The organism is Streptomyces sp. NRRL B-1140 (assembly GCF_001280065.1).
GTDB lineage: Bacteria > Actinomycetota > Actinomycetes > Streptomycetales > Streptomycetaceae > Streptomyces.
Genome location: NZ_LGEA01000014.1, coordinates 13873 through 26639, shown reverse-complemented (window position 1 = coordinate 26639; position 12767 = coordinate 13873). Strand labels below are relative to the sequence as shown.

Here is a 12767-nt window from a genome sequence, read left to right as displayed (position 1 = left end):
CCCTATGTCCGGGGCCGGCCGGTGGCCACGGCGTAGAAGGCCACGGCGGCGGCCGCGCCCACGTTGAGGGAGTCGACGCCGTGGGACATGGGGATGCGGACCCACTCGTCGGCGGCGACCAGGGCCTGGGTGGACAGGCCGTCGCCCTCGGCACCGAGCATGAGGGCCACGCGGTCCATGGTGTGCGGGGCGGCCTCGTCGAGGGACCGGGCCTTCTCGTCGGGGGTGAGGGCAAGGAGGGTGAAGCCCGCCTCGCGGACCGACTCCAGGCCCTTGGGCCAGGTGTCGAGGCGGGCGTAGGGGACGGAGAAGACCGCGCCCATGGAGACCTTCACGCTGCGGCGGTAGAGGGGGTCGGCGCAGTCGGGCGAGAGCAGGACGGCGTCCATGCCGAGGGCGGCGGCCGACCGGAAGATCGCGCCGATGTTGGTGTGGTCGTTGACCGACTCCATGATGACCACCCGCCGGGCGGTCCGCAGGAGGTCGGCGGCCGTCGGCAGGGGTTTGCGCTGCATGGAGGCGAGCGCGCCGCGGTGTACGTGGTAGCCGGTGACCTGCTCGGCGAGCTCGGGGCTGACGGCGTAGACGGGGGCGGGGAGTTCGTCGATGACGTCGCGCATGACGTCGACCCACTTGGCCGAGAGCAGCATGGACCGCATCTCGTAGCCCGCTTCCTTGGCCCTTCTGATGACCTTCTCGCCCTCCGCGATGAACAGGCCCTCGGCGGGTTCGCGCTTGCGGCGCAGCTCCACGTCGGTCAGGCCGGTGTAGTCGCGCAGACGCGGGTCGTCGGGATCCTCGACGGTGATGAGATCGGCCACAGGGTGATACTGCCTTGTCCTGGGTGCGGTGCCAACGGCTCGGGACGGGTTGGGTTACCCGGGGTTACTCGTTCGTCGCCGGTGCCGGGGCGCCGACCTTCACGACCTCGCCGATGACGATGACGGCCGGGGGCTTCACGCCCTCGGTGCGCACGGTCTCGGCGACCGTCGCGAGGGTGGCGTCGACGCGGCGCTGGGCGGCGGTCGTGCCCTCCTGGACGAGGGCGACGGGGGTGTCGGCCGGCTTCCCGTGGCCGACGAGCGTCTCGGCGATCTTTCCGATCTTGTCGACGCCCATGAGGATCACCAGCGTGCCGGTCAGCCTGGCCAGGGCGGGCCAGTCGACCAGGGAGCGCTCGTCGTCGGGCGCGACATGGCCGCTGACCACGGTGAACTCGTGGGCGACGCCACGATGCGTGACCGGGATGCCGGCCGCGCCGGGGACCGAGATCGAGCTGGAGATCCCGGGGACGACCGTGCAGGGGATGCCGGCCTCGGCGAGGGCCTGGAGCTCCTCCATGCCACGGCCGAAGACGTACGGGTCGCCGCCCTTCAGGCGGACGACCGACTTGCCCTGCTTCGCGTGCTCGATCAACGCGTTGTTGATGGCCTCCTGGGCCATGAAACGGCCGTAGGGGATCTTCGCCGCGTCGATCACCTCGACGTGGGACGGGAGTTCGGCGAGGAGGTCGCGCGGGCCGAGGCGGTCCGCGATGACGACGTCCGCCTCGGCGAGCAGCCGGCGGCCCCGCACGGTGATCAGGTCCGGGTCGCCGGGGCCGCCGCCGACCAGGGCGACTCCGGGGGTGCGGGTGCGGTGGTGCGGGGCCACGAGCGTGCCGTCGCGCAGACCCTCGACGACCGCGTCGCGGACGGCGGCGGTGTGGCGGGGGTCGCGGCCCTTGACGTCGGTGGTCAGGACGGCGACCGTGACACCCTCGCTGTGGCCGGTGGCCGGGGTCCAGGCCGTGGCCTTGTCGGCGTCGTCGGACCGGACGCACCAGACGCGGTGGCGTTCCGCCTCGGCCGATGCCCTGCCGTTCGCCTCCGTGTCACTGGTGGCGATCAGGGCGTACCAGGCGTCCGCGAGGTCGCCCTCCTGGTAGGGGCGCCTGTGCCAGGTGATCTCACCGGCGTCCGCCATGGCCTCGACCGAGGGGGTCGCCTCGGGGGACACGAGGAGGATGTCCGCGCCCGCCGCGATCAGTGCCGGGAGGCGGCGCTGGGCGACCTGGCCGCCGCCGAGGACGACCACACGACGGCCGGTGAGGCGGAGACCTACGGGGTAGGCGGGATGTTCGGCCATGAGGTGCGGCTCCTGTTGCGGCGGTGTTCAGTGCCCTGACGTGCGGATTTTAGTGGGCGGGAGGGAAGGCGGCCCAGGTGGTCCAGTGGCTGGGCACCCGAGGGCGCCGCCGGTGGGCGGTCCGAGGCGGTCCGTTGGGTGGTCCGCCCTGCGGAATCCGCCCACGGACCCACGGCTACGGCGGCGTGGAGCCCTACTTCTCCGTCACTCCTGCCGAGTCGAACGTCGCCACCTCGTGCATCGCCCGGGCCGTGCTCTGGACCAGCGGCAGGGCGAGCAGGGCGCCGGTGCCCTCGCCGAGCCGGAGGTCGAGGTCGACCAGGGGGCGCAGACCCAGCTTGTTGAGGGCGGCGACGTGGCCCGGCTCGGCGCTGCGGTGGCCCGCGATGCACGCGGCCAGGACCTCCGGGGCGATCGCGCGGGCGACCAGGGCGGCGGCTCCGGCGCTGACGCCGTCCAGGATCACCGGCGTACGCAGGGAGGCGCCGCCGAGGAGCAGGCCGACGAGGGCCGCGTGCTCGAAGCCGCCGATCGCGGCGAGCACGCCGATCGGGTCGGCCGGATCCGGCTGATGGAGTTCCAGGGCCCGGCGGACGACCTCGGTCTTGCGGGCGAGGGTCTCGTCGTTGATCCCGGTGCCCCGGCCCGTGACCTCGGCCGGGTCCGCGCCCGTGAAGACGGAGATCAGGGCGGCGGACGCGGTGGTGTTCGCGATGCCCATCTCACCGGTCAGCAGGGCCTTGTTGCCGGCGGCGACCAGGTCCCGGGCGGTCTCGATGCCGACCTCGATGGCCTGCTTGGCCTCCTCGCGGGTCATGGCGGGACCGGCCGTCAGGTCGGACGTGCCGGCACGGATCTTTCGGGGCAGCAGGCCCGGGGTGGCCGGGAGGTCCGCGGCGACGCCCACGTCGACGATGCAGACCTCGGCACCGACCTGGGTGGCGAAGGCGTTGCACACGGCGCCGCCGCCCAGGAAGTTGGCCACCATCTGGGCCGTGACCTCCTGCGGCCAGGGGGTGACGCCCTGGGCGTGCACACCGTGGTCGCCCGCGAAGATCGCGACGGCCGCGGGCTCCGGGATGGGCGGCGGGCACTGGCGGGACAGGCCGGACAGCTGTGCGGAGATGATCTCCAGCATGCCCAGCGCTCCGGCCGGCTTGGTCATTCGCTTCTGGCGCTCCCACGCCTCGCCGAGCGCCTTGGCGTCCAGCGGGCGGATCTGCGCGACGGTCTCGGCGAGCAGGTCGTGGGGTTCCTCTCCGGGCAGGGCACGGCGGCCGTATGTCTCTTCGTGCACGACCCACGACAGCGGGCGGCGCTTGGACCAGCCGGCCTGCAACAGCTCGGGCTCGTCCGGGAACTCGTCGACGTAGCCGACGCACAGGTAGGCGATGATCTCCAGGTGCTCGGGCAGGCCGAGGGCGCGGACCATCTCGCGCTCGTCGAAGAAGCTGACCCAGCCGACGCCGAGGCCTTCGGCGCGGGCGGCGAGCCAGAGGTTCTCCACGGCCAGGGCGGCCGAGTACGGGGCCATCTGGGGCTGGGTGTGGCGACCGAGGGTGTGGCGGCCGCCGCGGGTCGGGTCGGCGGTGACCACGATGTTCACCGGCGTGTCGAGGATGGCCTCGATCTTCAGTTCCTTGAACTGCTTCGCCCGGCCCTTGGGGAGGGACTTCGCGTAGGCGTCGCGCTGGCGCATGGCCAGTTCGTGCATCGCGCGCCGGGTGTCGGCGGAGCGGATGACGACGAAGTCCCAGGGCTGCGAGTGGCCGACGGAGGGCGCGTGGTGAGCCGCCTCCAGGACGCGCAGCAGCACTTCGTGCGGGATGGGATCGCTGCGGAAGCCGTTGCGGATGTCACGGCGCTCACGCATGACCTTCAGGACGGCCTCGCGCTCGGCGGGGTCGTAGCCGGGGGCCGCTGGGCCGGTGAACTGACGGGCTTCTGCCACTGCGGCCGCGCTCTCTTCTCGGCGTTCCTGGTCTGCGAGGTCTTCCTGTTCGGCGGCCCGGGTGTCCAGGTCGTCGGCGTTCTGTACGAGTTCGGCGTCGCCGTCGCGGGGTGCCGGGACGGTGATGGCGGGTGCGGGCGGCCCCGGCGTCCCGGAGGCCGTCGGCCGGGACTGCTGCGGGCCCTGTACCGGCTGCACGGGCTGTTCCTCCGCGGCGGGGGCGGGGAGGACGACGGTGACGTCCTCGGCGGACGCGGGGGCGTCGGCGGCCGGGTCCGGCTCGGCCGTTCCGGCGGTGGGCGCGCCCGTGGCCGGCTCCGTGGTCCCGGCCGCCGGGTCCGCCGCGTCGGCGGTGGGGGCAGGGACGGGTGCCTCGGTCGCCTCGGGTGTCTGAGGGGCGACGGGGTCCTCGTCCGGTGCCGCTGCGGCGAGGGGCTGGGCCGGGGCGGTCGGGCTCGACGTGGCGTCCGGCGCGGGGGCGGAGGCGGGTGCGTCGACGGGTACGGGGGCCTCGGTTGCCGGTTCCGGGGCCGGGGTGACGACACCTTCGGCTGCCGGGGCGGAGGCGACGACACCTTCGGCTGCCGGGGCGGAGGCACCTTCGGCGATCGGGACCGGCGCGGAGTCGGCGGCGGCCCCGGCGGGCGGAGCGGTGCCTTCCGGGCCCACCGGTTCGGTGGCCTGGGCAGCGGCGACCTGGCCGGGTGCCTCGAGGTGAGGGCCGGGAGGGGTGGGTTGCGGAATCACCGCCGCCTCGGGTTCCTGCGCGGCCGGCGCGGTGTCGGTTACCTGCTGCGGCTGCGGCTGCGGCACGGCGTCTTCGGCGGTGGCCTCCGTCCCCGGCTCCGGCATCACGGTGGCGGTGGCGTCCGCGGCCGGAGCGGCGGCCTCGTCCGGGCCCGGTCCTGCGGTCTCGGGGGCGACGTCCGGAGTCGGCATCTGCGCAACGGCCTCCGGAGCCGGGGTCTCCGCTCCGTCCGGCGCGGTGGCGACGGCCTCGGGGGTTGCCTCGTCCGGTACCGGGGCGGGAGCCTCTCCGCCGGTGGGCTCGGACGGGGTGACGACCGCGTGCTCCGGGGCAGCCGCGGCATCCGGGAGCGGCATCGCTTCCGGGACCTGGCCGGCCTGGGGAGCCTGGTCGGCCTTGGGAGCCTGGTCGGCCTGCGGAGCCGGGTCGGCCTGCGGGGCGGGGACCGGTGCCTCGGCCTGCTCGGCGGCGGTCACCGGGGGCTGTTCGACGGTGGCGTCCGGCCCGTGGGCCTCAGGAGACGCACCGGCGGCTTCACCGTTGGACGCGGGGTCGTTCACGACCGGTCCCGGCTCCGGTACCGGCGGCATGACCGCTTCCGGAGCAGCAACGGCCCCCGCGTCGGCGGCTGTCACCTGGCTCGCGTCGGGACCGGTCCCGGCCCCGACGGGGTCGCCCGCGGCTGCCGCGACCTGCTCGGGAGCCGCGTACCCGGCCCCGGCCACCTGAGCCTCGGCCACACCGGCGGCACCGTCGGCAGCGACCAGGCCTGCCTGGGCAGCGGTCACTCGGCCCACCGCCGCGTCCACGGCCAGGACCGCGGGGTCTGCCCCCTGCGTGGCCATGGCCTGCTGCTGGGCGACGACGTGGGCCCCGTCAGGGCCGGCACCCGCGCCGGCGGGGACAGCCGCACCGTCGGGAACACCCACCGGAGCCTGTCCGGCCTCGGCCGCGGCCGGCCGACCCTCCGCCGGGCCCGCGTCCGGAACCACGAAATCGCCTTGAGCGGCCGTGTCCGCCTCGAGGACGACCTGCTCGGGCTCGGCGGACGCCGCCGGCACGCCCGCGGGCTGCTCGGCGTGAACGGGCTGTGCGGGTGCGGGCGGTTCGGGTGCGGCTTGGGCCGGCGGTGCCGTGGGGTTGGTCTCCGTCGGCATCCGGGTCGCGACGGCCTGGGCCGTGCCCATCGGTTCCGCTGCCGGAACAACCGTTTCCGCAGGCGCCGCCCCGGCGCTCACCTGGGCCGGGTGCGGGGCCGGTACGCCCCAGGGCGTGGCGGGCTGCGCCGGGGGTTCTGCGGCACGGGGGCCGTCGAGGTACTCGGGGCCCGCCGGGGACGGTGACGGCTGGCGTACCGGCGCGTCGGCGGGGCCCCGGTCGGCGAGGGAGCGGACGGGGCTCGACGAGCTGTCGGGCAGCGGCGGGCCGAGGTGCAGGGGCCGGCGGGGGGTGATGGGCGGGATCGGCGGCGGGTCGGGCAGCCGGACGCCGCCGAGGTCCACGGAGCCGCTGTCGCGGCCGGAGATCTCGTGCGGGCCGGGCTGGTGCACGGCCTCCTGGACCGGCTCCGGCGCGGGCGGCGGGACCTCGTTGCCCCAGGCGCCCTGGGCGCCCGGCAACAGCAGCAGGTCTTCGTCCTCGGCGGTGGTCTCGGAGAGGTAGGGGTACGCACCGGGCGCGGGGGCGTCCGGCTGCTCCACCATGCCTGCGCTCTCCGGCAGTCCCTCGCCCGGGACCTGGCCGGTGTCGGTCATGCGTACCCCTCGCCCATCGGTTAGTGCTCCTACGACCAGCTCGCCCGGAACGGCGCACCGACCGCCCCGCAGTGAAGAACGAGCGTGCGTCCCCAGCGGCACGAACGGTCCGCCGGAAAAGGCGACAAAGCCATTCACTGGCATTGTCGCGGTCGGACCACCCCCACGGCAGCTTGATCCGCCACGGTTGCGCTGTGGACTGCGCCACGTTGCGCGTCCTCCGCATCCGCCGTACCACACACGCCCCAAAGCGGGCGGGTTTTCCGGACATTGACCGACGAAGCGCCGGGCGTCCTTGTGCGGTGCAGCGATCGGCCAGCCTACCGCGCGCAGTACGACAAACCGATCACGGGGACGGTCGTGGGGACGGACGCAGCGTCAGGCGCCGCGCTTGGGCAGCACGCCGCTGAGCAGGAACGCGACGCTCCGTTCCTTCTCCGTCCAGGCCCTGGTGTCGAGTTCGACGGACTGGAGGAGAGCGCACTCGACGCCGTAGCCGTGCTCGGTCAGGTCGCGGCCGATCAGTTCGGCGGCGTCGCGGGTGGCGGCGTGCGTGACGATGCGCTGCGGGCGGCGGTCGGCGACCGCCGACACCACGGCCGCTCCCCCGCCGCCGACGCGGACGACGTCCGGTTCGGGGAGGTTCTCCAGGATGTGCGGGGCGGCGCCGTGCACGATCTGGAGCTGGACGCCGAGGCGGCGGGCCGTGGCGTCGGTGCGGACGCAGGCGGCCCGGTCGCCGTCTACGGCGAGGACGGCGGCGCCGGCCCGGGCGGCCTCGACCGCGAAGGCGCCGCTGCCGCAGCCGATGTCCCACACGAGGTCGCCGACGCGGGGCCCCAGACGGGCGAGTTGGGAGGAGCGCAGCAGCTGGGTCTCGCCCTCGCCGAGGTGCGTGCCGTAGGCGTCCGCGGGCAGGGTCCAGCCGCGCGGTCCGGCGGCCGGGTCGCGGCCGGAGATCCAGCCGCCGGACTCCCCCGCCGTGTCCGGCCTGGCCGGGCCGCCGAGGACGATGACGACGTTGGGGTCACGCCAGGTGTGGTCGGAGGCCTTGTCGGAGGTGACGACGGTGACGCGTTCGCGGGCGGTGCCGAGTTCCTCGCAGATGACGAAGGAGCGGTGGACTCCTTCGAGGAGCAGGCCGAGTTCGGCGGGGCCGGCGCCCGGTGAGGTGAGGACCGCCACCTTGGTGTGGGCTCGGCACACGTTGACCGCGCGCCGCAGGGTACGGGGGTGTGCAACGACCACCTGTGCGTCGTCCCACGGCATCCCGGCGCGGGCGAAGGCGGCGGCAACGGAGGAGACGGCGGGGACGACCTCCACCTCGAGGCCGAACTCGGGCGCCCGCAGGGTGCGTACGACGCCGAAGAAGCCCGGGTCGCCGTCGGCGAGGACCACGGCCGTGCCGCGGTGGGCCGCGATGCGGCGGGCGGCGAGGGCGACACTGCCGAGGCGGATGCGCTCGGCGCCCGCGGGTACCTCCGGGAGCGCCAGGTGGTGGGCGGCGCCGGCCACCAGCGTGGCGGCGCCCAGGGCGGCGCTCGCCGCGGCGGTCAGCGGCGAACCGTCCCAGCCGATCACCGTGACGCGGTCGGCCATCGTCGTCAGTCTCCAGGGGTTTTCGCAGGTCGTCTGCGTGGCGTGGTGGGGAGCAGCCCGGGGGCGGGCTTCGTGAGGGTACCCGGTGGAGGTGAGCGGGGAGTACCGGTGCCGTCGGTGCCGGTGTCCTCCGGGTGCTTCCGGTCAGTTCCAGTCGCCGAAGGACGTGAAGCCGTCGCGGAGCTGCTCCCCGACGCCCTCCAGGTCCTCGGGGAGCAGGCTCCAGACGATGAAGTCGGTGCGTACGTCGGTCCATGTGCCGTCCTCGGCACGGGCCCGGGCTATACAGGCGTTGCGCAGCACGCCCTCGCTGATGCAGCCGATCTTCTGGGCGACCTGCTGGGAGGCGGTGTTGTCGGCCGCCGTGCGCAGTTCGATGCGCTCGAACTTCTGGTCCGTGAAGAGCCACCGGGCGGTGACCAGGGCGGACTCGGAAGCGTAGCCCTCACCGCGCGCCCAGGGGGCGATGATGTACGACAGCTCGGTGGATCGGACGTGCCAGTTGGTCTTGGTGAGCTGGATGACGCCGACCAGGCGCTGGGTGAGGAACTCGGTGACGGCGAAGTCGATTCCGTGTCCCTCGGTGCGCTGCTTGGGGGCGTACTCGCTGATCCAGGTGCGTGCGCCGTCCTCCGTGAAGGGCTGGGGTACGGAGGTCCAGGCCGCCACCTGTTCGTCGTTCATCATCGCGGCCAGGGAGGCGACGTCGTCTTCGTCGAGGGGACGCAGCACCAACCGCTCCGTGCTGATGGAGATGTTGGGGAAGGTGCTCGTCATGCGCCGCTCCGTAACCTTCGGTGAACCTTCAGGGCATGCTGAACTGCCCAGCATGCAGCATGAAAGCACTGATCCGCACCACGGCACCCTCCCCACCGGGTGGGGGGAGGATCCCGTGTGCGAGTGCCGGGTGTGGGCTCAGAAGGAGGCGAGCACGGAGCCGGCGTACTTGTCCTGGATGAACTTCTTGACCTCGGGAGAGGTGAGGAGCTTGGCGAGCTTCTTCACGCGCGGGTCGTCCTCGTTGCCCTTCTTGACGGCGAGGAAGTTGCCGTAGGGGTTGTTCTTCGGGGACTCCAGGACGAGGGCGTCCTTGGACGGCTTGAGGTCGGACTCGATGGCGTAGTTGCCGTTGACCACGGCGGCGTCCACGTCGTCGAGGGAGCGCGGCGTCTGGGCCGCCTCCAGCTCCTTGAACTTGAGGTTCTTGGGGTTCTTGCTGATGTCGGAGGGGGTCGCCTCGTTGCCGACGCCCGGCTTGAGGGTGATGAGCCCGTTGGCGGCGAGGAGCTTGAGGGCGCGGGCCTCGTTGACCGTGTCGTTGGGGATGGCGACGGTCGCACCGCTCTTCAGGTCGTCGGCCTTCTTGACCTTGTGGGAGTAAAGACCGAGCGGTTCCAGGTGGACCGTGACGACGGGCACGATGTCGGTGCCGTTCTTCTTGTTGAAGTCGTCGAGGTACGGCTTGTTCTGGAAGTAGTTGGCGCCGACGGAGCCGTCCTGCGTCGCCGTGTTCGGCGTGACGTAGTCGGTGAACTCCTTGACCTGCAGATCGAGGCCCTCCTTCTTCGCCAGGTTGTCCTTGACGTAGTTCAGGATCTCGGCGTGCGGGACGGGGCTGGCGGCGACGATCAGGGGCCCGTCGGTGTCGGAGCTGTCCGCGCCGCAGGCGCTGAGCCCGAGGGTGAGGGCTCCGGCAGCGAGGACGGCGGTGGTGATCTTGGCGGTGTTACGCACGAAAAGTGCCTTTCCTTATGACCTTGCGAGTGGTGCGACCTCGTCGTGGGTGGACGAGGGGCTCAGGAGGCGGCTTTGAGGAGCCGCAGTTTGGGGGCGGGGCCGGAGTGGGCGCCGCGGCGGTGCAGGGAGCGGGCCGCGTAGTCGCCGGCGAACTGGATGACCGAGATGACGACGGCGAGGATCGCGACGGTGATCCACATCAGCTGGGTCTCGAAGCGCTGGTAGCCGTAGCGGATGGCGATGTCGCCGAGACCGCCGGCGCCGACGGTGCCCGCCATGGCCGAGTAGCCGATGAGGGCGACGATCGTGGTGGTGACGCTGGAGATCAGTGACGGCAGGGACTCGGGGACGAGGACCTTGCGGACGACGGTCCAGGTGTTGCCGCCCATGGCCTGCACGGCCTCGACGAGCCCGTGGTCCACTTCGCGGACGGCCGTCTCCACCAGGCGCGCGAAGAACGGGATGGCGCCGACGGCGAGCGGCACGATGGCGGCTTCCACGCCGATGGTCGTGCCGGTGATCGAGCGGGTGAAGCCCATCAGCGCGACCATCAGGATGATGAACGGCAGGGAGCGGGCGATGTTCACGACCTGCCCGATGACCTTGTTGGCGGCGAGGTTCTGCAGGAGTCCGCCACGGTCGGTGAGGACGAGCAGGATGCCGAGCGGCAGTCCGCCCGCGACGGCGATGAGCGTGGACCAGCCGACCATGTAGAGCGTGTCCCAACACGCCTGTTCCAGCAGGGGCTGCATCTCGGACCAGGTCACTTGGCACCTTCCTTCACCGGTTCGGAGTCGTGGCCCAGGAGGTCGATCTGGAGGCCCTTTTCACGCAGGAAGCCGATGGGCACGACGTTGTCCTCGTAGCGGCCGGGCAGTTCGATGCGCATGCGGCCGACCTGGAGGCCGCCGACGGTGTCGATGGCGGCGCCGAGGATCGATATGTCGATGTTGTAGGTGCGGGCGAGCTGCGAGATGACCGGCTGGGTGGCGCTCTCGCCCTGGAAGGTGACGTCGATGACGGTGCGGTCCTCGCCGGAGGCCTCGCCGCCGAGCGGGAACAGCGCCGAGGCGAGTTCCGAACCGGGGGTCGCGAGGAGTTCGCTGACGGTGCCGGACTCGACGATGCGCCCGTTCTCCATGAGGGCGGCCGAGTCGCAGACCGACTTGACGACGTCCATCTCGTGGGTGATGAGCAGGACGGTCAGGCCGAGCTGGCGGTTCAGGTCGCGCAGCAGCGCCAGGATCGAACGGGTGGTCTCCGGGTCGAGGGCACTGGTGGCCTCGTCGGACAGCAGGACCTTCGGGTCCCCGGCGAGGGCGCGGGCGATGCCGACGCGCTGCTTCTGGCCGCCGGATAGCTGCGCCGGGTAGGACTTGGCCTTGTCGGCGAGGCCGACCAGGTCGAGCAGTTCCAGCGCCTTGCGGGAGCGTTCCCGCCCGGACTTCCCGAGGATCTCCAGCGGCAGCTCGACGTTGTCCTGCACGGTCCGGGAGGACAGCAGGTTGAAATGCTGGAAGACCATGCCGATACGGCTGCGCGCCTGACGCAGTTCCCTCCCGGCGCGCGGGCCGCGGCCGGCCAGGGCGGTCAGGTCCTGCCCGGCGACGGTCACGGTCCCGGCGGTGGGGCGTTCCAGCAGGTTGACGCAGCGGATGAGCGAGGACTTGCCGGCGCCGGACTGGCCGATGACGCCGTACACCTCGCCCTCGCGGACGTGCAGGTCGACGCCGTCCAGGGCGGTGACCTCACGGCCGCGTGCACGGTAGACCTTGGTCAGGCCCGAAGTGGTGATCACTGGGATTCCGTCACTGTCGAGTGCGCGGGCGTGGGTGTGCCCGGGCACAGGTGCATTCGGTCAGAGACGCGACACGGTTCTCGCTGGGGAGTGGAACCGGGGAGAACATGTGCGCGGGGCGGCTCGGGTCACGCGACGCTCAGGGCGTGCGGACAGGCCGCGTCTCGCTTCGGGGCGCGAGCTCAGGGGTGGTGCAGGGGCCCTCTAGAAGGCGCACATTCGACACATACAACGAGCACCGGGCGTCATGGTCGCCTCGGTCGCGGGGATGCGGTCGCTCGTCGTGGTCATGCCGTCAGTAAAACACGCGTACGGTCCTGACCGGCCCTCCGCTGTCCGCATGCTGGACAGCGGTGGACGGGGTCCCGGAGTGTCAGCCGCGCACGGAGATCTCCACACCCCGCTCGGTGACCAGTGCGGACAGGGCCGACAGATTCCCGACGACCAGATCGGCGTGGAGTTCGTGGGCCTGATGGGTTGTGGTCAACGCCACGGTGGTCATGCCCGCGGCGCGGCCGGCCGTCAGGCCGGCCGGGGCGTCCTCGAAGACGACGCAGTGCTCCGGGTCGACGCCGAGCGCGCGGGCGGCGAGCAGATAGGGCTCGGGGTCGGGCTTGCCGCGCGTGATGTCGTCGGCGGCGACGAGGGTCTTGGGCAGGATGCCGACGGCGTCGAGCCGGGCCTCGGCCAGGCGCCGGGTGGCCGAGGTGACGACGGCCCAGCGTTCGGCGGGCAGCGCGTCGAGGAAGGCCCGGGTGCCCGGCAGCAGGTGCACCCCGTCGTTGGGCACGTCCTCCACCTCCAGGTCCTCGATCCGCGCGACGGCGGCCGGCACGATCTCGGCGGGCAGCAGGTCGGCGGCTATCTCCGCGGCCGGCCGTCCGTGCAGCTCGACGCGGGCGAACTCCTCGGCCGTGATCCCGTACTCCCCGGCCCACCGCGTCCAGCAGCGGTCCACCGAGGCGAGGGAGGAGACGAGGGTTCCGTCGTTGTCGAACAGCAGGGCCTGGGCGTGGATCGTCATGGCCTCGACCCTACGGTGCAGGCCAGGGC

General features: G+C 72.7%; 9 protein-coding genes. All 9 read right to left on the bottom strand.

All coding sequences use genetic code 11. The features are described from left to right. Window positions 1-2: 2 nt before the first annotated feature. Window positions 3-821 carry a TrmH family RNA methyltransferase gene (locus tag ADK65_RS03245; protein WP_053668253.1) on the bottom strand — a complete coding sequence of 273 codons (819 nt, stop codon included), beginning with the start codon at window positions 819-821 and terminating at the stop codon, window positions 3-5. A 64-nt stretch (window positions 822-885) separates the two neighbouring features. Continuing rightward, complete coding sequence (cobA, locus tag ADK65_RS03240; RefSeq protein WP_053668252.1) at window positions 886-2127, bottom strand: uroporphyrinogen-III C-methyltransferase; 1242 nt, start codon at window positions 2125-2127, stop codon at window positions 886-888. A 193-nt stretch (window positions 2128-2320) separates the two neighbouring features. Then, the gene (gene cobT, locus ADK65_RS03235; protein WP_053668251.1) at window positions 2321-6580 is read right to left on the bottom strand and encodes a nicotinate-nucleotide--dimethylbenzimidazole phosphoribosyltransferase; all 4260 of its coding nucleotides are present in this window, start codon (window positions 6578-6580) and stop codon (window positions 2321-2323) included. Between the two features lie 378 nt (window positions 6581-6958). Next, window positions 6959-8179 carry a precorrin-6y C5,15-methyltransferase (decarboxylating) subunit CbiE gene (gene cbiE / locus ADK65_RS03230; RefSeq protein ID WP_053668250.1) on the bottom strand — a complete coding sequence of 407 codons (1221 nt, stop codon included), beginning with the start codon at window positions 8177-8179 and terminating at the stop codon, window positions 6959-6961. Between the two features lie 144 nt (window positions 8180-8323). Further along, window positions 8324-8956: a GNAT family N-acetyltransferase gene (locus ADK65_RS03225; RefSeq protein WP_053668249.1), complete on the bottom strand. Its 633-nt coding sequence runs from the start codon at window positions 8954-8956 to the stop codon at window positions 8324-8326. Window positions 8957-9094: 138 nt separating this feature from the next. Continuing rightward, complete coding sequence (locus ADK65_RS03220) at window positions 9095-9913, bottom strand: MetQ/NlpA family ABC transporter substrate-binding protein (RefSeq protein WP_053668248.1); 819 nt, start codon at window positions 9911-9913, stop codon at window positions 9095-9097. A 62-nt stretch (window positions 9914-9975) separates the two neighbouring features. Further along, window positions 9976-10683: a methionine ABC transporter permease gene (locus tag ADK65_RS03215; protein ID WP_053668247.1), complete on the bottom strand. Its 708-nt coding sequence runs from the start codon at window positions 10681-10683 to the stop codon at window positions 9976-9978. Continuing rightward, a complete protein-coding gene (locus tag ADK65_RS03210; protein WP_053668246.1) occupies window positions 10680-11714 on the bottom strand; it encodes a methionine ABC transporter ATP-binding protein in 1035 nt (344 codons plus the stop codon). Before ADK65_RS03210 ends, ADK65_RS03215 begins: the two co-directional genes overlap by 4 nt. Window positions 11715-12087: 373 nt before the next feature. Further along, window positions 12088-12738 carry an HAD family hydrolase gene (locus tag ADK65_RS03205; RefSeq protein ID WP_053668245.1) on the bottom strand — a complete coding sequence of 217 codons (651 nt, stop codon included), beginning with the start codon at window positions 12736-12738 and terminating at the stop codon, window positions 12088-12090. Window positions 12739-12767 lie beyond the last annotated feature (29 nt).